The organism is Xaviernesmea oryzae, assembly GCF_900109605.1.
Lineage (GTDB): Bacteria > Pseudomonadota > Alphaproteobacteria > Rhizobiales > Rhizobiaceae > Xaviernesmea > Xaviernesmea oryzae.
In genome coordinates, this window is the sequence record NZ_FOAM01000001.1 from 108,154 (window position 1) to 131,874 (window position 23,721).

A 23,721-nucleotide genomic window follows, 5' to 3' on the forward strand; every position below is an offset into this window, starting at 1 on the left:
GAAGGCGGAAAGGCATTCTGCCGCGATTGCTCCATTCGAACTCTGAGCCCATCCTGTCCTAATTCGCGGTTTTTTCTGCAGCCATTGATCGTCCTTTGCCAAGATTCTCCCGGCTTGCGGGATTCTGCTTGTGGATGGGGCAATATCAGGAATAAAGTCACAATTTTGCGCGTTGACTCTCGCTGCGACCTCTGGAATCAATCAGAACATAACAGGAACTAGATCCAGCGGGAGTGACCGTCATGGTGCCAAGGACCATGGCGCGCGAGCGGCTTTTTGCGCTGCGCGAACAGATCGCCAGACTGGAAGGCCGACCTGCGCCGGCCTTGGCAGCACAAGCTCGCCAGGATGCGCTGGCGGCACAGCTGGATGCCGATACGTCCGCGAGACAGGATTTTACTCCTGTCGATGCGCGCCTCCCCCTAGGGATCGAAGAGCTGGATCGGGCGCTGGAAGGCGGGTTTCCCTTGCGGGCGCTTTGCGAAATCAGGGCCGGAAGCCACCGCGATGCCGGTGCCGCCAGTGGCTTTACCCTGGCGCTTTCCGCTTGTCTGCTCGCCGGTTTTCGCGCGCGTGCGGCTGTGGGCGCATCGGGCGGCGCGATGATGCCGGGCGCGATACGGCGCAGCACTTCCCCGTCCTTCTCGTCCCGACCCCTCGTCTTCTGGATCTCGGATCGTTTTTGCGCGCGGGAGGACGGGCGGCCCTATCCGGTCGGGCTCGAAGGCTTCGGCCTGTCCGGCAGCACACTGATCGAAGCGCGGCCGCGCCGATTGGACGAGGCGCTGTTTGCCGCCGAGGCGGCGCTGCGAAGCGGCCTCTTTTGCGCCACCATCCTGGAGATTGCCGGCAATCCCAAGGGTTTCGGTCTGACCGAAAGCCGCCGCCTCAGCCTGCGCGCCAAGGCGGCCGGCCGGCCGCTCATCCTGCTTCGGATGGATGGGGCGGAGGAGGCCGGCAGTACCGCGCTCAGGCTGAAGGTGGAGACCGCCCCGGCGCGCGCGCGGCGCCTGCCGGATGGTGCGCCGCTCTCCGGCAGTCTCGGCAATCCCGTTTTTCGCCTGACGCTCGAAAAGAGTCGTCTTCCCGCCCCTCTGTCCTTCTTCCTGGAGTGGAACCCCGATGATTGCCAGTTCCTGCCCGCCGCTGCCGATGGCTCAGCCCAACGCCCAGCGCATTCTCGCACTGTTCCTGCCATATCTGGCGACCGAGCGGCTGCGCCGGGCGCGGCATCCTGGCGACGGTTCGGCCAGGGTTGAGCATGAGGACGGAAGGCAGGTCAGGGCAAGGGATGGCCTGCTCGTCTGCGCTGGCCGACGTGGCAATGCCATGGCGCTGACAGGTCTCTCGCCAGAGGCCGCCGCTCAGGGCTTGAGGCTCGGCCAGGCGCTGGCCGAAGCGCGTGCTCTGTTTCCGGGCCTGGAGGTGATGGAGGAGGATGCCGCAGCCGATACGGCGCTTCTGAACCGGCTGGCCGATTGGTGCGACCGCTACACGCCGCTGGTGGCCTGCGACCGGCCGGATGCGCTGCTGCTCGATATCACCGGCTGCGCCCATCTGTTCGGCGGAGAAGAGGCTTTGCTTTCGCGCGTGCTTGATGACGTCGGCAGGTTCGGCTTTACCGTAAAAGGCGCCATTGCCGACAGCGCCGCCTTGTCTTCGGCCATGGTTCGTTTCGGTTCCGGTGGCGTGATCCTGCCGGGCGAGGGCAGGCGGGCGCTGGCGCCCTTGCCGGTCGCCGCACTCCGGCTGGAGGCGCCAGTGGTCAAGGCGCTGACCAAGCTGGGCTTTCGCCAGATCGGCGATCTTCTGGACGCACCGCGCGCACCACTGGTGCGCCGCTTCGGACAGGGCTTCATGCTGCGGCTGGACCAGGCGCTGGGCCTGCAAGGCGAGCCGATTTCGCCGCGCCGGACGATCGCGCCCGTCTGGGCCGAGAAGCGGCTGCTCACGCCGATCGATACGGTCGAGGCGATCCTCTCTCTGGTCGGGCCGCTGGCCGAGACCTTTCTGTCCCAACTCGAAGCGCGGGGCACCGGTGGGCGGTTGTTCGAGCTCGCCTTGTTCCGGGTCGATGGAACGGTTTTGCGGGTCAGCGCCGGCAGTTCGACACCCTTGCGGGCGCCCGCGCGCATCCTCGCGCTGTTTTCGGCGCGGCTCACCAATCACCAGACGGTGCTCGATGCCGGCTTCGGCTTCGAGATCGTCCGGCTCAACGTGCTGCATGACGGTCCCTTTCAGGCAATGCAGGGCGCGCTTGGGCAGGCTGAAGGAGAGGACATGTCGCTATCGGCCTTTCTCGACTCCATCGCCGCCCGCTTCGGCGACCATTTTTTGATGACGAGCACCTACCGGCAAAGCCATGTGCCGGAGCGGGCGGTCGAGTCCGTGCCGGCTGCCCATGCCCTGTTTTCGGCTCCGCCGGCGCGCATTCCGCCGGTTTTCACCCGCCCGAACCGCCGCCCGATCCGGCTGCTCGATCCGCCCGAACTGGTGGAGGCCTTTGCGGCGGAGGTGCCCGATGGACCTCCGGCCGCCTTTCGCTGGCGTCGGCTGCGCCATCAGGTGCGCCATGCCGAGGGGCCGGAACGCATCGCCCCGGAATGGTGGCGGGACGGGCAGGGGGCGGCCACCCGCGACTATTTCCGCGTCGAGGATGAGGAGGGCTACCGCTTCTGGATCTTCCGCGATGGCTTTTACGATGCGGCGCAGCTGCCGCGCTGGTATATGCACGGCCTCTTCGCATGAGCCCGCTTGACGATGGCAAGGTGTCGCCGGACGCCAAGATCGCCCGTTTCGAGGCGCGGCGAAAGATTGCGGTGCATAGGGACAGGCCGGTGGTCCCGCCGTCCAGCCTGTCCTTCGTGGACATCGGCGCCCGCAGCAATTTCTCCTTTCTGGAAGGCGCCTCGTCCCCGGAAGAGATGGTGGAGCAGGCTGCGCGCATGGGCTTGTCCGGCCTGGGGCTGGCCGATCGCAATACGGTGGCCGGGGTGGTGCGCGCCCATGCCCATGTCAAAGGCTTTGAACGTCGGCGGGAGGATGCCTTTGCCGTGCTGGAAGAGCAGGCGTCGATCCTGCGGCCCGGCGCAGCGCCCGAGCCAGGCAGGGCGGAGAGGCGAGCGGAGGATGACGGCACGGCATCGGCGGTTCAGACGATCCCCGACGAGCCGATGGCCGGGCAGGCGGGTGCTGCGTCAGAGCCGGCCGCGCCTGAGAAAACCGAGGCGGAGATCAAGCGTGAGGCAGACCGCATCGCCAAGGCCCGGCGCGATGTGGTTCTGCCGGAGCGCTTCATCTTCCGTCCTGGCACGCGGCTGGTATTTCGCGACGGCACGCCCGAGATTCTGGCCTTTCCCATAAACCGCGACGCCTGGGGCCGGCTCTGCCGGCTTTTGAGCCAGGGCAATCTGCGCGCCGAGAAGGGAAGCTGCCTGCTGGACGAGGCCGATCTTCTGGAATGGGGCGAGGGCATTCTTCTGGCCGTGCTGCCCGATGCCGGCTTTCACCATGGACCGGCCGCCGCCCCGCCGGAAACAGGCTCCGCTGCTGCGGGCGATGGCATGGTGGCGGAAGGGGCAGAGCAGGGAACCGTGACCGAGGAGCCGCAGGACCGGCTGCTGGCGCTTCTCGTCCGGCTCTCACGACGCTTTCCCGGCCAGGTTCATCTGGCCCTTTCGCCTGCCTATGACGGGGAAGATGCCTTCCGCTCCGCTTTTCTGGCGGCCATTGCCGAAAAGGCCGGCGTGCCGCTGATTGCCACCAACCAGCCGCTCTATCACCATCCCGAGCGTCGCTCGCTGGCCGATGTCGTCACCGCTATCCGCGAGGGCATTCCGGTGATGGAGGCCGGCTTTCGCCTTGCCGCTCATGCCGAGCGTTTCCTCAAGGACGGGCGGGAAATGGCGAGGCTCCTGCGTGCCTTTCCGCAGGCTGTCGACAATGCCAGCAAATTCTTTAGCCGGCTCACTTTCTCGCTGGACGAGATCTCCCATAATTATCCCGATGAAAGCCAGCCCGGCGAAACCCTGTTCGAGACCTTGAAGCGCTTGACCTATGAGGGGGCGGACAGACGCTATCCCCAGGGCATGTCCGAGCGCACGAAACGGCAGATCGAGCATGAGCTCGATCTGATTCAGAAGCTCCACTATGAGGGCTATTTCTTGACGGTCCATGGCATCGTCCAGCATGCCCGGCATAAGCTGAAGATCCTCTGCCAGGGGCGCGGTTCGGCCGCCAATTCGACCGTCTGCTATTGCCTCGAAATCACCGAGGTCAATCCCGAGGAGCGTTCACTTCTGTTCGAACGCTTCATTTCCACCGCGCGGGACGAGCCGCCCGATATCGATGTCGATTTCGAGCATGCCCGGCGCGAAGAGGTGATCCAGTCGATCTACCAGCGCTATGGCCGCGAACATGCCGGGCTGACGGCGGCGGTGACCAGCTATCGCGCGCGCTCGGCCGGGCGCGAGGTGGCCAAGGCCTTCGGCCTGCCGGCCGATATCCAGGCGGCGCTTTCCAATGCCGTCGGCGGTTGGTGGACGGAGGCCGTGAAGACCGGCGATGCGCGGCTTGCCGGCCTCAACACCGAAGACCCGGCCATCCGCTCTGTTCTTTACCATGCGGCATGTCTTGCGGGCTTTCCGCGTCATCTGACCCAGCATGTCGGCGGCTTCGTCATCACCCGCGACCGGCTGGACGAGATCGTGCCGATCATGAACACGGCCATGCCCGACCGCTTCATGATCGAATGGGACAAGGACGATCTGGACCAGGTGAGCCTGTTCAAGATCGACATTCTCGCGCTGGGCATGCTCACCTGCATGGCCAAGGCCTTCCGGCTGCTGGAGGACCGCTATGCCGAGCGCCAGTCGCTCGCCAAGCTCTGCATGACGCGTGAACAGGCCGTCTACGACATGATTTGTCGCGCCGATACGATCGGCGTCTTCCAGATCGAGAGCCGGGCGCAGATGAGCATGCTGCCGCGCCTCAGGCCACAGAAGTTTTATGATCTCGTGATCGAGGTGGCGATCGTCCGTCCCGGGCCGATCCAGGGCAACATGGTGCATCCCTATCTCAAACGCCGGGAGATGCTGAACCGGGGCGAAACGATCGTCTATGAAGATTCCAAGCTGAAGAATGCGCTGGAGCGCACGCTGGGCATTCCCCTGTTTCAGGAGCAGGCGATGCAGATCGCCATCGATGCCGCGGGCTTCACGCCGGAAAAGGCCGACCGCCTGCGCCGCTCCATGGCCACCTTCAAGCGTTCCGGCGAAGTCGCCGGCTTCCGCGACGAGATGATCGAAGGCATGGTCAAGAACGGCTATGACGCGGATTTCGCCGCCCGCTGCTTCAGCCAGATCGAGGGCTTCGGCGAATATGGCTTTCCCGAAAGCCATGCCGCTTCCTTCGCGCTGTTGGTCTATGCCTCGTGCTGGGTGAAGACCTATTATCCCGATGTCTTCCTGACGGCGCTCTTAAATTCGCAGCCCATGGGCTTTTATGCGCCGGCGCAGCTTGTCCGCGATGCGTGCGAGCACGGGGTCGAGGTGCGGCCCGTCGATGTCAACTTCTCGAAATGGGAGACAGTCCTGGAAGAGGGGAGGTGGCGGCGGGATCTGCTGCATTCACGCCACCGTTCGATGGACGGCGTCATCTGCACGGGCCATGCCGTCCGTCTCGGCTTTCATCAGGTCAAAGGCCTTTCCGAGGATCGCATCGCCCTTCTCCTGGCGCAGCGCGTCACGCCTTATCGCACGGTGCGCGATCTCTGGCTGCGCACGCGGCTGGCACCCTCCGAACTCGAACATCTGGCCGATGCCGATGCCTTTGCTTCCATGGGCCTGTCGCGACGCGAGGCCGTCTGGGCGGTGCGCGGGCTGGAGCGGGAAGGTCCGGTGGACGCCTTGCCGCTCTTCGATCATGCGGCAAAGATGCCCGGCGATCTCGTGGCGGAACCCTCCGTCAGCCTGCCGGCCATGGCGCCGGGCGAGGAGGTGATCGAAGATTACCGCGCGCTGCAATTGTCGCTCAAGGCTCATCCCGTCGCATTCCTGCGCAGCAGACTGCGCGAAAAGGGCGCAGTGCCGGCCATGCGCCTGGCCGAGCTTGCCCATGGATCAGACGTCACGGTCAGCGGGCTGGTGCTGGTTCGCCAGCGGCCGGGCTCGGCCAAGGGTGTGATCTTCATGACGGTGGAGGATGAGACCGCAAGCGCCAATGTGATCGTCTGGACCGATGTCTATGGCCGCTTTCGCCGGGAGGTGCTGGGCGCGCGGCTGGTGAAGGTCTCCGGCCGGCTGCAGCGCCAGAACGAGGTGATCCATATCGTCGCCCGGCATCTGGAGGATCTCACCCCGCTGCTCGGACTTCTCCAGGCCGAGACACGCCGCTTCGGCGTCAGCCCGCGTGCGGACGAGACCCTGTCGGGCTCAGGGGATCCGCGCGCGAAAAAGGCTGCGATCGAGGCCGAACGCGAAGCGATGAAGCGCCGGCTTGCCGCATCGCAGGCCGAGCCCATAGCCGCCGTCATGCCCAAGGGCCGCAATTTTCATTGACCGGACTCAAGTAGTCCTTCGCTAAATGGTTGTTTCGGCTTACATATCTGATTGCAACTGGAAGGAGAGGCCGTCTTGCGCCTTCGAGACCGCCGATCAGGGCCGTCACGATGCGTTTGGCAACGGACCATGCTTTTTTCTTGACAGTGTTGCTCCGCTTTTGAGATACACGAAAAGAACCTTGTCCGTAATCGGCCACTTGCTTCTAGGGCGACGCCATGTTGGTTTGCAGCTGCAATTTCATCACCGAACGCGATATCGAACAGACGATCATCGACCTTCTGAATGAAGACTGTTGGCAGCTCATCGTTCCGGCTAAAGTCTACCATGCCATGAGCAAACGTGGCCGCTGCTGTGGCTGCTTCCCCAATGTCGTCGATATCATCGTGCGCACGAGCGAGCGGTTTCATGCCGAACGCCACTCGACGGACGAGGAAAAATCGGTATTTTTGGCCCGCCTAAAACAATTCCAGGAAGACAGCAGGAGGGCAGATCTTGAAAGGCGACACAAAGGTCATCGAGCGGCTTAATGAGGCGCTTCATCTCGAGCTTGGTGCGGTAAACCAGTACTGGTTGCATTTCCGCCTTCTTGAAGATTGGGGCTACACGCTCCTGGCCAAGAAGGAGCGGGCCGAATCGATCGAGGAAATGCAGCACGCCGACAAGCTGATCGCGCGCATTATTTTCCTCGACGGCCATCCGAACCTGCAGACGGTGGCGCCGCTGCGCATCGGCCAGAACGTCAAGGAAGTTCTGGAAGCCGATCTCGCCGGCGAATATGACGCCCGCAAATCCTACAAGAAGTCGCGCGATATCTGTCACGATGCCGGCGATTACGTGACGATGAAGCTGTTCGAAGAGCTGCTCATCGATGAGGAAGGCCATATCGACTTCCTCGAAACCCAGCTTCAGCTGCTCAACTCGATCGGCACGGAACGCTACGGCCAACTCAACGCCGCTTCCGCCGACAAGGCTGAAGTCGGCTCGGAAGATGCCGGACATTGATCCGAACCAGAAACAAAAGAGCATCAGGCCGATGACGATTTCAGTCTGATGCTGCGAATGGGGCTCGATCTGATGTCGATCAGATCGCCGCATCATCTGATCGGCGCATCCCTGCGCCGGTCATCCGACAAGGTGACGGTTGCGCCGCTCCCTCTGCCTCACAGCTGCATGGGCTGGAGTTCCACGTGAATCTCTGTCCAAGGCAAAGCGCCGCTTGTTCGCCGCATCACGGCCATTGCGCGCCATTGGCGCTCACATAGAGCGCATGCAGCGATCTGGTCGCCGTCACGAACAGACGGTTACGCTTCGGCCCGCCAAAGGTCAGGTTCGAGACCCTTTGCGGAAAGGCGATGCGGCCAAGCGACGTGCCCTCGGGCGAAAAAACCTGGACGCCCTTTCCCGCCGCCGCCCAGACATTGCCTTGCGTGTCGAGCCGCAGCCCGTCAGGCCCATGCTCCGCATCGAGCGCAAAGAACACGTCGCCGCCGGATAGACGGCGCCCGCCCTGCACGTCGAAGACCCGTATATGGCGCGGTGCGCCGCTGTCGACCACATAGAGACGGCCTTCGTCCGGCGAGAAAGCGAGCCCGTTGGGCTGTTCGAAATCCTCCGCCATCGCCTCCACCGCGCCACTTGCCGGATCGATCCGGTAGAGCCGGTTTTTCGCCTGCTCGACCTCCGAACGATAACCTTCATAATCGCTGGCGATGCCATAGGTCGGATCGGTAAACCAGACGGCGCCATCGCTGGATACGACGACGTCATTGGGGGAATTCAAGGCTTTTCCGTCGTAGCGGTCGGCGAGAACGGTAATCGTTCCGTCGATCTCCGTGCGTGTGACCCGCCGCGTACCGTGTTCGCAGGAGACCAGACGGCCCTGGCGATCACGCGTGTGGCCATTCGAATAGTTCGAGGCGGCCCGAAAGACCGAGACGGTGCCGAGCCCATCGGCCTCCGGCGCGAAACGCAGCATCCTGGCATTGGGAATGTCGCTCCACAGGAGAACATTCTGATCGGCAAACCAAACCGGTCCTTCCGCCCAGCGGCAGCCTTCATACAGCAGATCGGGTGCGGCATGATGCTGGATCAACGCGGCAAAGCGAGAGTCGTGCTGAGTGTAAAGTGGCGTCTCGGTCATGATCGCTTCCCTCCATCATTAAGTCGCAAGACCTCGATCGCACACCCCTGGCTCTCTCGCTCCATCCCCGGGATATGGGGTCTGCTCCGTATCGTTTCGATTTTGTGGCCCTCTCCAGACCGTGCAGCCCATCTCCGGTCAGCGCGAATAGGCCGCGCTGAGCAGGGCCTTGGTATAGGCCTCGCATGGATGATCGAACAGCCCAGCCGTCTCGCCCTCCTCGACGATCCGCCCGGCCTGCATGACGATCACATAGTCCGCCATGGCCCTGATGACCGAGAGGTCATGGCTGATGAAGAGATAGGAGAGACCATGACTTTTCTGCAGGCCGCGCAGAAGCTCGATCACCTGCCCCTGAACCGAGCGGTCAAGTGCCGATGTCGGCTCGTCCAGGACCACCAGCCGCGGCTTGAGGATGATGGCGCGGGCAATAGCGATACGCTGGCGCTGGCCGCCGGAAAACTCGTGCGGATAGCGGTTGCGCGCGGAGGGATCGAGACCGACCTCGTGAAGCGCCGCCACGGCTCGGGCGTCGCGTTCGGCTTTCGAGAGCTGCGGCTCATGAACATAGAGCCCTTCCGTGATGATCTCGCCGACGGTCTGGCGCGGCGAGAGCGATCCGAACGGATCTTGGAAAACGAGCTGCATGTCGCGCCTCAAGGGGCGCATCGCCTTGCGGTCGAAATCTGAAATGTCTCGCCCGTTGAAAAGAACGGTGCCGGAGGACGGCGTCAGCTTCAAGAGGGCGCGCCCAAGCGTCGACTTTCCTGAGCCGGATTCTCCGACCAGACCGATCGTCTGTCCCTGACGCAGACGGATATCGGCCCCATGGACGGCGGTAAAGAGACCGGCCTTCTTCAAAAAGCCGCCGCCGGTGCTGTAATCGACGCGCAGCTTGCGGCCTTCGAGGAGAACGGGCTCATCCGGGGCAGGCGGCGCCTTTTCGCCGCTCGGTTCGGCCTCGATCAGCATGCGGGTATAGTCCGCCTTCGGCCGGGCGAAGACATCGGCCGTCCGGCCCCGCTCCACCACCTCGCCCCGGCGCATCACCACCACCCGGTCGGCCACATGGCGTACCACGCCGAGATCATGGGTAATCAGCACCACGGCCATGCCGAAACGCTTCTGCAGGGATTGCAGCAACGTCAGGATCTGCGCCTGGATCGTTACGTCGAGCGCCGTGGTCGGCTCGTCGGCGATCAGGATGTCGGGCTCGTTGGCAAGCGCCATGGCGATCATGGCCCGCTGGCGCTGGCCGCCGGAAAGCTCGTGCGGATAGCTGTCGATCCGTCTTGTCGGCTCGGGAATGCCAACGAGTTCGAGAAGTTCCAGCACGCGGGCGCGGGCGGCGGCTGCCGTTCCTCCGCGATGATGGCGGATCGGCTCGGCGATCTGCCGGCCGATGGGGTAGAGCGGATCGAGCGAGGTCATCGGCTCCTGGAAGATCATGGTGATCTTCTCGCCGCGGATGGTGTTCAGCGCCTTCATCGGCAGGCCGATCATCTCGCGGCCGCGATAGAGCGCCGAACCCGTGGCGCGGCCATTGGCGGCGAGCAGGCCCATGATCGCCATCATCGTCTGGCTCTTGCCGGAGCCGGATTCGCCGACCACGGCCAGCGTCTCGCCCGCTTTCACGTCGAGATCGACGCCCTTGACCGCCTCGATCGGCCCGTCAGGCGTGTCGAATCTCACTTTGAGGCCGCGCACCGTCAGCACCGTTTCGGCTTCGACCGCGGTGTTGCTGTCGGATGTCATCATGTCTGCATGTCCTGCCATCTCAGCGCCCCTTTACCGGTCTCTGGGATCGAGCGCATCGCGCAGGCCATCGCCGACGAAATTCAGCGCAAACAGCGTCACCACGAAGAAGATCGAGGGGAAGATCAAAAGCCAGGGCGCCGACTGGATATTGTTGGCTCCTTCGGCAATCAGCGCGCCCCAGCTCGTCAGCGGCGCCTGCACCCCGAGGCCGAGGAAGGACAGGAAGCTTTCGAGCAGGATGACCTTCGGCACGATCACGGTGACGAAGACGACGACGGGGCCAATAGTGTTGGGAATGATGTGCCGGCGAATGATCTGCCAGTCGGACAAGCCGAGCGATTCAGCCGCGCCGACGAATTCGCGCCGCTTCAGCGCCAGCGTCTGCCCGCGCACGATGCGGGCCATGTCGAGCCATTCCACGGCGCCGATCACCAGGAAGATCAGGATGAATGAGCGGCCGAAGAAGACGACGAGCAGCACGACGAGGAAGACGAAGGGTAGGGAATAGAGGATTTCGACGAAGCGCATCATCACATTGTCGATCCGCCCGCCGAGATAGCCGGCCGTGGCGCCATAGACGACGCCGATCCCCAGCGAAACCAGGCTGGCGAGCACGCCGACGGCGATCGAGATCTGCCCGCCGAGCATGACGCGCACGAGGAGGTCCCGGCCGTTGGAATCGGTCCCGAACGGGAAGTATTCGCGCGTCACCCGGCCTTCGACGATCAGCTTGCGGCCGTCCTCCTGCGTCTCCTTGACGGTGGTGTCGTCGAATTCATTGGCGCGGTCGATATAGCGCGTGGTGCGCGGATCGATCGGCTGGTCGGCGCCAAGCGTCGCGGTAAAGCTGTGGCCTTCGACCGTGAAGCTTTCCAGCCTCACGCGCGCCCGCTGCACCGCGCTTTCCATCGCGCCTTGCAGGGTCTCGGCGCCCGGCCTTGGCGAGAGGCTCGGCGGTACGGAGACGTAAGAAGGGAAGACCTGATCATAGGCATGGTCCGAGAAAAGCGGACCGACGAAGGAAAACAGCGCCACCAGCACCAGAACGATGCTGCCGGCAATCGCCGCGCGGTTGCGCCGGAAGCGGCGCATGGCGAGCGAAAACAGGCTGCGGCCGCGTGTTTCCGGCGCGTGCGGAGCAAGGCTCGGCATCTGGGCGAGATCACTCATGGCGCACCCTCGGATCGAGCAGGCCGTAAAGAAGATCGACCACCAGGTTGAAGACGATGACGAAGATGGCGATCAGCACCACCGTGCCCATAACCAGCGTGTAATCGCGATTGATCGCGCCGATGACGAAATAGCGCCCAACGCCGGGAATGGTGAAGATCGATTCGATCACGGCCGAGCCGGTGAGCAATGCCGCCGCGCAGGGGGCGAGATAGGAGACGATCGGCAGCAGCGCCGCGCGCATCGCATGAGTGACGATCACGGTACGGGGCGGCAGGCCATAGGCACGGACAGTGCGGATATGGTCCGCATGCAGCGCCTCGATCATCGCGCCGCGCATCAACCGGGCGAAGACGGCCAGCTGGGGCAGGGCCAGCGCGATGGTCGGCAGGATCAGGAATCGAAGCGATCCATCACCCCAGCCACCCGCCGGCAGCCAGGCGAGGAGGACGGCGAAGATCAGCGTCAGCACCGGACCGACGACGAAATTCGGCACGGTGACGCCCACCGTCGAGACCGACATGACCAGGAGATCGGTCAAACTGTTCTGGCGCAAGGCCGCATAGGTGCCAGCCGCCACGCCGCCGATCAGCGCGACGAGCAGCGCCATCATGCCGAGCCTGATCGAATAGGGCAGACCCATGGCGATCAGCTGGTCCACCGTATTGTCGCGATAGACATAGCTGGGGCCGAAATCGCCCTGCACGACATTGCCGAGATAACGCAGATATTGCTGCCACAGCGGCAGATCGAGCCCATAGGCGCGGTTGAGATTCTCCATGGTCTGAGGCGGCAGCGGCCGCTCCAGATTGAACGGGCCGCCAGGGGCGAACCGCATCATGAAGAAGGAGATGGTGACGACGATGAACAAGGTCGGAACCGCGCTCGCCAGCCGGCGAAGGATGAAGGAAATCATGTCCCGCTCCTGGACCTCGAACAAGGGCCACGCCCTGCCCGGCTTAGCCCTCTCAAGGGAGGAACCGGACAGGACGCAGCCCATTGCGCAAGACGCTCTGCTTCTCTCAGTTCTGAACGCTCAGGAAGCGGCTGAGATGCTGGTTGTTGGCATTGTCATACCAGCCCTGTACCTTCTTGGAGACCAGCCAAAGGTCGTTGTTGACCAAGAGGGCTGTCACCGGCTGCTCCTTCACCAGGATCGCCTCGGCCTGATGCATGAGCTTCTGGCGCGCTGCTGGGTCCTTCTCCGTATAGGACTTGGCCATCAATGCATCATAATCGGCATTGGACCAATGCGGGTAGTTGAAGGTCTTGTTGGCCGTGGTGTTCAACGCCAGGAAGTTTTCGGCATCGCCGTAATCAGCGGTCCAGCCAGCGCGGGCGACGGAAAATTTGCCGCCTTCCTGCAGATAGGCGTAGTGCGAGGAGACATCGAGGTTGACGAGGCTGACCTGTGCCCCAAAGGCGGTCTTCCACATGTCGGCAATGGCTGTCGCCACCCGCTCATGGTTCGGATTGGTGTTATAGCGAATCTCGATCGTGAGGGGCTTGCCGCCCTCGCCATAGCCGGCTTCTTTGAGAAGCTTCAGCGCCTCGTCTTCGCGGTCGAGCTGACTCTTGTTGGCGAAATCGGCCTTTTCCGGCTCACCATAATTGCCGAGCCCCGGCGGAATCCAGCTGTAGAGCGGCTGTTGCGCACCCTTATAGATCTCGTTGGCCAGAAAGTCGCGGTCCACCCCCATGGCCAGCGCCTGGCGCACGCGCACATCGTTCATCGGCGCATTGCGCGTATCGAAGACATAATAATAGGTGGCAAGCGCTGGGGAGACATGAACCTCGTTACCGAATTGCTGTCGCAGGCGCGGCAACTGGTCGGCGGAAAAATTATAATCGACATGCAATTCTCCGGCCTCGTAGCGGCGTACGGCGGCGGCCTGGTCTTCCAGCGGATAGAAGACCACCTTGTCGAGCTTTGTGTTGGCCGCATCCCAATGCTCGGGATTCTTGACCAGGGTCAGATGGTCGTTGGCCACATGCTCGGCCAGCTTGAAGGCACCATTGGAAACAAGCACGCCCGGCTTGACGAAGTCGGCACCGTTCTTCTCGACATTCGCTTTCGACAGCGGCAGGGCTGTCTGATGTGCCAGAAGCTCCAGGAAATACGGCGTCGGCTGCGCGACCGTCAGCTCCAGCGTCTTGGCATCGACAGCGCGTGCGCCAAGCTGATCGACGGGAAGCTCGCCCTTGTTGATCTTCTCGGCATTCTTGATCGGATAGAGGATATTGGCATAGGCGGCCGCCGTTTTCGGATCTTCCGCACGGCGGAAGGAAAAGACGAAGTCATCAGCGGTTACAGGGCTGCCATCTGACCATTTGGCATTGTCGCGGATCTTAAAGGTATAGGTCAGCCCATCATCGGACTCTGTCCAGCTTTCCGCCGCACCGGGAACGATGACACCCTTGGCGTCATAGATCGTCAGGCCCTCATAGAGGTCCTTGAGGATGAATTCTTCGATATTGATCGACGTATGATGCTGATCGAGCGTCGTCGGCTCGCCGGCATTGCCGCGATAGAGCACATTTTCAGCCCAAGATGGGGCTGCTGCAAAAAAAATTGTGGCCGCCAGAACGGCTTTAAAAGCGGTGATCCGTGCTGTCATCGAGAGAACTCCCGTTTTAGATCGTTTGAATTGGCAAACTATGGGTCCGAAACACTTTTTCCTTCATTCGAGTTGCAAAACATGCCTCTTCGAGGCGCGATTGCCAAGCAGTCATCATGCCTTAATAGTGGCGCCCTAGGCGTCCGAAGAGGTCGACGCAGCCGCATTGCGGCGACAATCATCATCAATTGGAGGACAGATTCCTATGGCTTTGATCACCCTGCGGCAATTGCTGGATCATGCGGCGGAGGAAAATTATGCGCTTCCTGCCTTCAATGTAAACAACCTTGAATATGTCCAGGCCGTGATGCGTGCCGCTGATGCAACCGATTCGCCCGTGATCCTTCAGGCCAGCCGCGGCGCCCGCGCCTATGCCGGCGATGGCTTCCTGCGGCACCTGATCCTGGGTGCTGCCGAGGAATATCCGCATATCCCCGTCTGCCTGCATCTCGACCATGGCGATCAGCCCTCCACCTGCATTTCGGCGATCACCAACGGCTTCACTTCGGTCATGATGGACGGTTCGCTGCTGGCCGACGGCAAGACGATCTCGACCTACGACTACAATGTCTCGGTGACCGCCGAGGTGGTGAAGATCGCCCATGCCGCCGGCGTTTCGGTGGAAGGCGAGCTCGGATGTCTCGGCAATCTCGAAACGGGTGCGGGCGAGAAGGAAGACGGCCATGGCTTCGAGGGCAAGCTCTCGCGCGAGGAGCTTCTGACCGACCCGGAACAGGCCTTCGATTTCGTCGAGAAGACCGGCGTCGACGCCCTGGCGGTGGCCATCGGCACCAGCCATGGCGCCTACAAGTTCTCCCGCGCGCCCGATGGTGAGATTCTCTCCATCGACACCATCGCCAAGATCCATGCCCGCCTGCCCAATACGCATCTGGTCATGCATGGCTCGTCGTCGGTGCCGCAGGATCTGCAGGACCTCTTCACCACCTATGGCGGCGAGATGAAGCAAACCTGGGGCGTGCCGGTGGCTGAAATCCAGAAGGCCATTCCGCTCGGCGTGCGCAAGGTGAATATCGACACCGACCTGCGGCTGGCCATGACCGGCACGATCCGCAAGAACTTCGCGGAAAAGCCCGATAATTTCGACCCGCGCAACTATCTGAAGCCCGCGACCGCACGCATGGTCGAGGTCTGCAAGGAGCGTTTCGAAGCCTTCGGCACGGCCGGGCAGGCGTCCAAGATCCGCGTCAAGCGCCTGGCCGACATGGCCAAGGCCTATGCGGCCGCCTGAGATCGCCGTTCGGCTTCGTCATAAGGTGCGCAGAAGGCCCTGAGGCATTCCATGCTCATCGAACCTGGATCCGGCGATCATTCGCCGGATTCTTTTCTTGTAGCAGATAACGCCGAGGCGTCATGTCGCGCTGCCGTCATGCCCTTGCGCAAAGGCAAGCGGCCATGCCATGGCTTGCCGATCACCGCGCGCAGCCCTTCGAGCCGGCGCGGGTTTTTGGCCCCGTCCCGAGATGTCCATGCGCTACGCCCTTTATTTTACCCCACCTGCCGATGATCCGCTGACGCTGGCGGCTGCCTGCTGGCTTGGGCGCGACGCCTTTTCCGGCGCGGGCCTGGAGCAGCCGGATGTGCCCGGCCTGTCGCCGGAGCGGTTTCGGGAGCTGACGGAGGAGCCGCGCCGCTATGGGTTCCATGCGACGCTGAAGGCGCCCTTCGCCTTGAAGGACGGCACGAGCGAAGAGGCGCTGGTGCGAGCCTTCACGGACTTTGCCAAGGCACAGGCTCCCTTCGATATTCCCGAATTGACGCTTGCGCGCATCGGCAGCTTTTTCGCGCTGGTCTCCGGTGAGCCCTGTGCTCCCTTGCAGGATTTCGGCGCTGCCGCCGTGCGCGCCTTCGAGCCGTTTCGCGCACCCTTGAGCGAGGCCGATATCGCCAGACGCAAGCCGGACAGCTTGAGCGAGCGCCAGCGCCTCAACCTGATGGACTGGGGCTATCCCTATGTCTTCGAGGATTTCCGCTTCCACATGACACTGTCCGGCCGGGTTCCGGAGCACGAGCAGCCAGCCTTGCAGAAGGCGGCGGAAGAATGCTTTGCCGTATTCATCGGTAGGCCGTTGACAGTGACGACCGTTGGCCTCTTCGAGGAACCGGCGCGTGGCGCGCCTTTCCGGGCGCGTGCGCTTCTGCCGCTCACAGGCCTGCGCTGATCCGCCTTTGTCTTACAAGGCGCTGTCGAGAAAATACCATTGATCGAGATGGGCCCGGATGACCGGCTCGATCTCTGCGTTCAGCGCGGTGACATCGACCAGCAGCTGCGCCGCGTCGGCCTTGCCGGTGCCAAGCGAGATCGCCGGCCGGATTGTCAGGGTGAACCGTGTGGGATCGATATCGTCGCGCACGGTCCAGACGGGGCAGATGCGCGCGCCGGTCAGCCGCGCCAGCCGCGCCACCAGAGCGAGATTGCCATTAAGATGCGGCGGGCGGCCGAGGAAGGGGCCCCGGATCTTTCCATGAAGCCCCTCGTCGCAGAAGATGATGACCTGGCCACCGGACTGCAGCCGCTTCAGGGCCGGGCGAACGGCGTTCAGCCCCGGTGGCAGAAGGTCGATGCCCGCACGTTGGCGCGTCTTCCGCGCGATCCAGTGGCGGGCCCGTGCGCGGGGCGGGGCATAGTTCAAGGCCGGGTGTAGACCGAGCCGGACGAGGGACGGCCAGATCAGCTCCCAGTTACCCAGATGCAAGCCCATCAGGATCAGCGGTCCCTGAGCCGCTGCGATCTGCGCATGCTCGCCGCCATCAACGGTCAGGCGGCGGGGATCGTGGGCCACGCGGTGGACGACTGAAAATTCCGTCATCAGCCGGCCCTGGTTCTCCCAGTTGCGGTGCATCCGCGTTTCGCGCTCGAACGGGCTGGCCGAAGGCAGCAGCTTTTCGAGATTGCGCGTGAGACGTGCCACCGCCGTCTTGTGAAAACGCGGCAGGGAGAAACGGCCGAGCCAGGCGCCGAAGCCGGAGCAAGCGGAGACGGGAAGGGCGCGCATGGCATAGAACATGGCGAGGTCGAAACCGTCTTGAAGACTGTCTTCGATCCAGAAGCGTCTGGCCGCGCGCCGTTTGACGGCATCACGTGAGACGAGATCGCGGATCGGCACGGCCGCCGCTGGCCGCCAGATCCAGGCGCGCTTTTGAACGTCTCGCGCCATCTCCGCCTCAGCGCCGGTGCAGCGTGACGGGAATGCCGCCGCGCGGGCGCAGCGTCAGGCGGCATTGTGGCTCCACCTTGTGCTCTTCCGCCAACCGCAGGCGAAAGCGCTGGGCGAGAATGGCCAGGCACAGCACGGCCTCGTTCAGGCCGAATTGCAGGCCGGGGCAGACGCGCGGGCCGCTGGCAAAGGGAATATAGGAATATGGGATCGGCTTCTGCCCGGGCAGAAAACGCTCCGGCTTGAAGAGATGCGCATCGGGAAAGAAAGCCTCGGTGCGGTGCAGCAGCCAGGGCACGATCAGGATCAGCGATGCGGGCTTGACGTCGACCTCGCCAATCCGGTCTGCTTCACGTGCCTGGCGAGCGAGGAAGGGCACGGGCGGGTAAAGCCGAAGCGTCTCTTCGATCACCGCCTTGCACCAGACGAGATCGTCCAGATCGTCGAAAGCCGGTGCCCGCCCGCCGCAGACGCGATCGATCTCTTCATGCAGGCGCTCTTCCACCCAGGGTGCGCGTGACAACAGATACCAGGCCCAGGTCAGCGTTGCCGCCGTGGTTTCGTGGCCGGCCATGAAGATGGTGGCGGCCTCGTTGCGCAGCGCCACCACGTCGAGCTTCAGTTCGGGCGAGCGCTGCTGACGGCGCACGAGAAGCTCGACCATGGAATCATGATCGCCGCGCCCGGCCAGATGGTCCTCGACCACCTTGTCGATGATCGTGTGGATGCGCTTGACCGAGCGGCGCAGCTTCGGCGTGCGCAACACCGGCAAGCCTTCATCGAAGCCGAGGAAATAGCCGATATTGATGCTGTCGATCAGCGCCTGGTAGCTCTCGAAGCCTTCGCTGACGGCGTTGGCCGCATCCTCGCCGAGATCGCGGCCGAAGACGCTGCGGGCGATGATCTCGGCCGTCAGTCCCGCCATTTCGAACAATGCATTGACGGTGGCGCCCTCGGCCAAGCTTTCCCAGCGGCGCACCATTTCGCCTGCCGTCTGCTCCATGATCTTGCCGAAGAAGGGCAGGCGGTTCTTATGGACGATGTCGTTGACCAGCGGGCGGCGCTGCTTCCAGGTCTCGCCATCGGAAATGAACAGGCCATCGCCCAGCAGGAATTCCAGCGCCCGGCGCATCTGCGGCGTCTTGCGCTCGAAATTCTCGTGCCGCTTGGCCACCACATAGCGGATCGCCTCTGGTGAATTGACGACCACCAGCTGGCGGCCGAAAAGCGTCATCGAGGAGACCTTGTCGCGGTAATCACCCTCGCGCCAGATCGACAGGAGGTCATGGCGCGCCTGGAGGATGAGCTTCAGAGGCCGCCCACCACGGCCACGATAATAGTCCGAATGCGCCGGTTCGAAGCGCTGGCCGTCGCGCCGCTCCACGATGTCCGTCGATGGCTTCAGCCCGGCCAGCATAGCCTCTCCTCGCGCCGTCCTGCCCGTTCGGGCGTCATCATCCTGCCCGGATAACAGCAAATGCCGGCAAGGCCAATGGGGCCCGCCGGCATCAGAGCTACGCGATCAGACTTACCTTATTCGATATCGAAGGAAACGCCTTGGGCGAGCGGCAGGGCCTTCGAATAGTTGATGGTGTTGGTGGCCCGGCGCATATAGGCCTTCCAGGCATCCGAGCCGGATTCGCGGCCGCCGCCGGTTTCCTTCTCGCCGCCGAAGGCGCCACCGATCTCGGCGCCCGACGTGCCGATATTGACATTGGCGATGCCGCAATCGGAGCCATCGGCGGCCAGGAAGCGCTCGGCTTCCTGCATGTTCAGCGTGAAGATCGAGGAGGAGAGGCCGGCAGCCACCGCATTGTGATCGGCAATCGCGGCGTCAAAATCGCTATATTTCATCACATAGAGGATCGGCGCGAAGGTTTCTTCGAGCACCGGCCCGGTCTGGGCCGGCATTTCGACCAGCGCCGGCTTGACGTAATAGGCATCGGTCGCACCCGTTTCGACACGGGCGCCGCCGGTGACGCTGCCACCGGCAGCCTTTGCCTCTTCCAGCGCCTTCTGCATGGCATCATAAGCCGGCTTGTCGATCAGTGGGCCGACCAGCGAGGAGGACGTGAGCGGATTGCCGACCGACACGCTCTCGTAAGCCTTCTTCAGGCGCGGCACGAGCTGATCGTAGACGCTTTCATGGACAAAGAGGCGGCGCAGCGTGGTGCAGCGTTGGCCGGCCGTGCCCATGGCGCCGAAGGCGATGGCGCGCAGCGCCATGTCGAGATCGGCCGAGGGGCAGACGATGCCGCCATTGTTGCCGCCGAGTTCGAGAACCGCGCGGGCGAAGCGCTTGGCGAGCCGGGGCCCGACCTCGCGGCCCATGCGGGTGGAGCCGGTGGCCGAAACCAGCGGCACCTTCGGGTGATCGACCAGCACCTCGCCGATGTCCCGGCCGCCGATCAGCACCTGCGACAGGCCATCAGGCGCATCCGAGCCGAAGCGGGCGAGCGCGCGCTTCAGGATCGCCTGGCAGGCCAGCGCCGTCAGCGGGGTCTTTTCCGAAGGCTTCCAGACGACGCTGTCGCCGGCGACCAGCGCCAGCGCCGCATTCCACGACCAGACGGCGACGGGAAAGTTGAAGGCGGAGATGATGCCGACCACGCCGAGGGGATGCCAGCTTTCCATCATCCGGTGGCCGGGGCGTTCGGTGGCGATCGTCAGGCCGTAGAGCTGGCGGGACAGGCCGACGGCGAAATCGCAGATGTCGATCATCTCCTGCACTTCGCCGAGGCCCTCGGACGGGATCTTGCCGGCCTCGATCGAGACCAGCCGGCCGAGATCGGCCTTGTGCGCGCGCAGCTCCTCGCCCAGCAGGCGAACGAGCTCGCCCCGGCGCGGGGCCGGCACCTGGCGCCAGGCGCGGAAGGCGGCATCGGCCGCGTCGATCTTAGCCTTGGCATCATCAGCGCTGTCGGTGGGCAGATGGGCGATCACCTCGCCTGTGACAGGCGTGCGCGAGGCCATGTCTCCGCCGGTAAAGGCGGCGCTGTCGACGCCGAGGGCGGCGAGGAGGGCGGCTGTTTCGCTCTTAAGGTCGAGCGGCTTTGTCGCGATGTTCATCGAGGTCTCCTTGAAGAGAGTAGGGCCGGCCCGAAAGTGGCATCGGCCTGAAGATCATGGATCCGCCGGGATCAATCGGCCGGCGGAGAGTTCATCGGAAACGTGGCGGCAGTCTTCGTAGAGCGTAAGGACATCTCGCGAGTTCCCCCCTCACCCTGCCCTCTCCCCGAGGGGAGAGGAGGCTGGTGCCACAAGCGCCGGCTGCAGTTGGTGTCGAGCGGTGGCGACGCTGTCTCTTCTCCCCAGCGGGGGTCCGAAGGACGGGACGAGACCCGTGGCTCGTCCCCGGTCGGATGCCGGCAGGCATGGAGGGGGCCGAGCCAGTTTCCTACCTTACTCCGCAGCGCGGACGCCTGTGAGCGAGGCTATGCAAGCTTCAATCGAAGCCTGTTCGATCGCGGCATAATGGTCGAACTCGTTGAGCACGGAGGCGCCGAGATCGCGCTCGAACATCACTTGGTTCGGGCTTGCCACGAAATCCTGGGCGGCATCGTCGCCGAGATTGGACTGGAAGATGCCTGCCGCACTGACCGGCAGGAAGTCTTCGTAGACGATCGGATCGGCAACGATATGGCCACTTGCGATCAGGCTTTCCAGATCGCCCGCAGCCTGTCCGCTTGCCCGGCCCTTGGCCGTCAGCCGATAGGTGAAATAGCCAAGGCCTGCCTTGCGGATCGCTTCCCAGTCATCGGGGAAATCCTGGAATGCCTGTCGGAGCGCCGCCTCGTATTCGCTGGCATTGGAGCCATCGGCGGCAGGGCGAACGATGGCGCGCGAGCGGTCGAGCAACTGGTCATAGAGCGCCCGGCCTTTGGGCGTCAGCGCTAGGCCACGCTGCTCGATCTCGCCGAAGCGAGCCGTATGGGAGCCAGGAACCCAGCTGCCGTCCTCGGCTTTGAAGGAGACTGGCTCGTCGAGCGCCTTGAACGAGGTCTGGCGCAGAAGGATCGGGCAGGCGCGGGTCGGCGGTCCCTCGACCACGGCCTTGGGCGCGATGCCGCGCTCGGGCATCAAGGCCTGGACGCGGTCGATATCAAGCGTGCGCGGCGTCAGATGGTTGATATGCGGACCCTTGAAGGAGACGACATCGGCAATCAGGCGATGGGCGTCATGCAGGCGCTTATAGAGCGATGCGCTGACGATCGCCTTGTCGTGCCAGCGGAAGGTTTCGAGCGCTTGCGCGACGAAGCGTTCGGCCTCTTCTTGCGTCAGCCCGCCCTCGCGCTCGGCCTTGTCGATCAGCGCCAGTGCGCCTGACGTGAAGATGTTCCGGCGGGAAAGAACGGCCTCGGCCTCCGCACGCAAGGCGGGATCGGCAATCAGGTCGAGGCGCAGAAGCGAGGTGAAGACCCGGAAGGGATTGCGCTTCAGCGCCGCTTCGCCCACGGGCCGGAAAGCAGTGGAATGAACTGGCACGCCGGCCGTCGACAGGTCGTAATAGCCGACCGGCATCATGCCCATGACGGCGAAGAGCCGGCGCATGGTGGCGAGTTCTTCAGGCGTGCCCAGGCGGATGGCGCCGTGACGCTCCTCGGAGATGCGCTCCAGCGTGTCTGTCTCCGTCAGTTGGGCGGCGAGGTCCGGCTGGGCGGCCAGGGTCTCGGCATTGACGTCTGCCACCAGCGTCATCAGCGTGCCATAGGCCGGAACTTCTGTCTTGTACATGGTCGACATGGCGCGCGAGAAGGCGCTGCGGATCCAGTCGCTGGTTACGAAATCCTTCATGGTCGAGGCAGCATGCGTCATGGCTATCTCCTTGTCTTCCGGACTGCCGCGCTGCGGCCGGTCCTGGATCAAGACCGATGCTTTTGCCAAAGCCGTCCCGCGAAGACGATTTGCGCAGCCTTTATCGTCGGGCACGATTTCGGCCGGGCGCATTCCGCGTTAAGAACAGTTTCGGTGCCGGTCATTCTGAAAGCGTATCATATGCCAGCAGAAATCGCACCGCTTGCAATGGATTCGACTATCGTCATGCGAGGATGGAATGAAGTTGAGCCGCCGTCTGGTGCCTGATATCGCTAATTTACAGGCTTTCGAATGCGCGGCGCGCCATGGCAGCTTCACCCAGGCCGCCGCCGAGCTCAGCCTGACACAGAGCGCCGTCAGCCGCCAGATCAAGGATCTGGAAAATCAGATTGGCATGCTCCTGTTCCAGCGTGTGCGCCAGCGCGTCGTGCTGTCGGAGGCCGGCGCCAAGTTCCTGCCCGAGGTGCGTCGGCTGCTCAACCAGTCGGAAGCGCTGATGCTGCGCGCCATGGGCTCGGCCCAGGCGGATGGGGCGCTGTCGCTCGCCACCCTGCCGACCTTCGGCAGCCGCTGGCTGACCCCGCGCCTGCCGGATTTCCTGGCGCATCATCCCGGCGTGACGCTCAGCATCGCCTCGCGCTCTCAGCCCTTCGATTTTGCCGAAGAAAGCTTCGATCTGGCCATTCATTATGGCCAGCCGGTCTGGGCCCATGCCAATTGCACCTATCTCTGCAGCGAGATCATCCTGCCGGTGGCCTCGCCCACCCGGCTTGCCCAGAGCCGCCCGGCAGCACCGGCGGATCTGGCGCAAGGCCCGCTTTTGCAGCTGACCACCCGGCCGAAGATCTGGGCCGAATGGCTGGAGGAGAACGGCGCTGCCGCCGACGGCGCCTATCGTGGCAATCGCTTCGACCAGTTCTCCATGGTCATCGAGGCGGCCGTGGCGGGTCTCGGCTTCGCGCTGGTGCCGCGCTATCTGATCGAACAGGAGTTGAAGAGCGGCGCGCTGGAAGTGGTTTTCGAGCGGCCGATGCGCACGGAGAATAATTATTACCTCGTCGTGCCCGAGGGCAAGGTCGAAAACGGGCCGACCACGGCCTTCTGCAGCTGGATCGCCACCCAGATCAGTGCCGCAGGCGGTGCGTGAAAAAATCGGGCCAAACACCTGCCACGCCGCTCTTTTCGCCTGCAAATGCAAAGCCTGCCATAAAGGCGCCGTGACCGCCTGTCATCGAGCGCGAGACGATCCAACCCGCTTTCTGGAGAGCTGTCGTGCTCCATCACCATAAGGATTGCCACATTCAAGCGGATATCCGATGCTTCAATGCTTTATAGCATTGAAATCGCTCACTAATTTTATGGGAGAGACCCTTCCGGTTTTCGACATTATGAAGTAGAACAACATCGACCTTCGCTTGATTACGAAATCCTGCCCCCTATCTGCGCCGCATGTCTGCCATCGTGTTGACAGTGTAGACGGGATC

At 63.4% G+C, this 23,721-nt stretch carries 17 protein-coding genes; 8 read left to right on the top strand and 9 right to left on the bottom strand.

The features are described 5' to 3' along the window. The first annotated feature begins 242 nt into the window (after positions 1-242). The 5 genes from BMX61_RS00460 to bfr all read left to right on the top strand — a co-directional run bounded on the left by BMX61_RS00460 (position 243) and on the right by bfr (position 7,562). Positions 243-1,259, top strand: coding sequence for a hypothetical protein (locus tag BMX61_RS00460; protein WP_075627395.1), 1,017 nt, complete (start codon positions 243-245; stop codon positions 1,257-1,259). Next, a complete protein-coding gene (locus tag BMX61_RS00465; RefSeq protein WP_083639408.1) occupies positions 1,153-2,748 on the top strand; it encodes a Y-family DNA polymerase in 1,596 nt (531 codons plus the stop codon). Before BMX61_RS00460 ends, BMX61_RS00465 begins: the two co-directional genes overlap by 107 nt. Beyond that, on the top strand, positions 2,745-6,557 hold the full coding sequence (locus BMX61_RS00470) for an error-prone DNA polymerase (protein ID WP_075627393.1): 3,813 nt from the start codon (positions 2,745-2,747) through the stop codon (positions 6,555-6,557). Before BMX61_RS00465 ends, BMX61_RS00470 begins: the two co-directional genes overlap by 4 nt. 218 nt (positions 6,558-6,775) lie before the next feature. Further along, entirely contained in the window at positions 6,776-7,087 is a 312-nt protein-coding gene (locus tag BMX61_RS00475) for a (2Fe-2S)-binding protein (protein WP_075627392.1), read from the top strand. After that, positions 7,053-7,562 carry a bacterioferritin gene (bfr, locus tag BMX61_RS00480; protein WP_075627391.1) on the top strand — a complete coding sequence of 170 codons (510 nt, stop codon included), beginning with the start codon at positions 7,053-7,055 and terminating at the stop codon, positions 7,560-7,562. The genes BMX61_RS00475 and bfr overlap by 35 nt, the downstream gene beginning before the upstream one ends. A gap of 226 nt (positions 7,563-7,788) precedes the next feature. Here bfr and BMX61_RS00485 read toward each other — a convergent pair whose 3' ends face one another. From BMX61_RS00485 to BMX61_RS00505, 5 genes are all read right to left on the bottom strand, one after another. After that, positions 7,789-8,700 carry an SMP-30/gluconolactonase/LRE family protein gene (locus BMX61_RS00485; protein ID WP_075627390.1) on the bottom strand — a complete coding sequence of 304 codons (912 nt, stop codon included), beginning with the start codon at positions 8,698-8,700 and terminating at the stop codon, positions 7,789-7,791. Between the two features lie 138 nt (positions 8,701-8,838). After that, entirely contained in the window at positions 8,839-10,455 is a 1,617-nt protein-coding gene (locus BMX61_RS00490; protein WP_075627503.1) for an ABC transporter ATP-binding protein, read from the bottom strand. A 33-nt stretch (positions 10,456-10,488) separates the two neighbouring features. Next, positions 10,489-11,628 (bottom strand): ABC transporter permease, encoded by a 1,140-nt coding sequence (locus BMX61_RS00495; protein WP_075627389.1) that lies wholly within the window; start codon positions 11,626-11,628, stop codon positions 10,489-10,491. Beyond that, positions 11,621-12,544 (bottom strand): oligopeptide ABC transporter permease OppB, encoded by a 924-nt coding sequence (gene oppB, locus BMX61_RS00500; protein WP_075627388.1) that lies wholly within the window; start codon positions 12,542-12,544, stop codon positions 11,621-11,623. The genes BMX61_RS00495 and oppB overlap by 8 nt, the downstream gene beginning before the upstream one ends. A 106-nt stretch (positions 12,545-12,650) precedes the next feature. Next, positions 12,651-14,246: a peptide ABC transporter substrate-binding protein gene (locus tag BMX61_RS00505; protein ID WP_075627387.1), complete on the bottom strand. Its 1,596-nt coding sequence runs from the start codon at positions 14,244-14,246 to the stop codon at positions 12,651-12,653. Positions 14,247-14,451: 205 nt separating this feature from the next. Between BMX61_RS00505 and fba the strand changes: the two genes are divergently transcribed. Further along, the gene (gene fba, locus BMX61_RS00510) at positions 14,452-15,495 is read left to right on the top strand and encodes a class II fructose-bisphosphate aldolase (RefSeq protein WP_075627386.1); all 1,044 of its coding nucleotides are present in this window, start codon (positions 14,452-14,454) and stop codon (positions 15,493-15,495) included. Positions 15,496-15,733: 238 nt separating this feature from the next. Beyond that, complete coding sequence (locus BMX61_RS00515) at positions 15,734-16,426, top strand: DUF1045 domain-containing protein (protein WP_075627385.1); 693 nt, start codon at positions 15,734-15,736, stop codon at positions 16,424-16,426. A gap of 12 nt (positions 16,427-16,438) precedes the next feature. Here BMX61_RS00515 and BMX61_RS00520 read toward each other — a convergent pair whose 3' ends face one another. The 4 genes from BMX61_RS00520 to hglS all read right to left on the bottom strand — a co-directional run bounded on the left by BMX61_RS00520 (position 16,439) and on the right by hglS (position 22,237). Continuing rightward, a complete protein-coding gene (locus BMX61_RS00520; RefSeq protein ID WP_083639407.1) occupies positions 16,439-17,422 on the bottom strand; it encodes a lysophospholipid acyltransferase family protein in 984 nt (327 codons plus the stop codon). 7 nt (positions 17,423-17,429) lie between these two features. Continuing rightward, positions 17,430-18,839 carry a cytochrome P450 gene (locus BMX61_RS00525; RefSeq protein WP_075627384.1) on the bottom strand — a complete coding sequence of 470 codons (1,410 nt, stop codon included), beginning with the start codon at positions 18,837-18,839 and terminating at the stop codon, positions 17,430-17,432. A 116-nt stretch (positions 18,840-18,955) separates the two neighbouring features. Then, positions 18,956-20,491 carry an L-piperidine-6-carboxylate dehydrogenase gene (gene amaB, locus BMX61_RS00530; protein ID WP_075627383.1) on the bottom strand — a complete coding sequence of 512 codons (1,536 nt, stop codon included), beginning with the start codon at positions 20,489-20,491 and terminating at the stop codon, positions 18,956-18,958. 333 nt (positions 20,492-20,824) lie between these two features. Then, on the bottom strand, positions 20,825-22,237 hold the full coding sequence (gene hglS, locus BMX61_RS00535) for a 2-oxoadipate dioxygenase/decarboxylase HglS (protein ID WP_407703724.1): 1,413 nt from the start codon (positions 22,235-22,237) through the stop codon (positions 20,825-20,827). Between the two features lie 238 nt (positions 22,238-22,475). On the opposite strand from hglS, the gene BMX61_RS00540 reads away from it, so the two are divergent. Next, complete coding sequence (locus BMX61_RS00540) at positions 22,476-23,384, top strand: LysR family transcriptional regulator (RefSeq protein WP_075627382.1); 909 nt, start codon at positions 22,476-22,478, stop codon at positions 23,382-23,384. Positions 23,385-23,721: the final 337 nt, after the last annotated feature.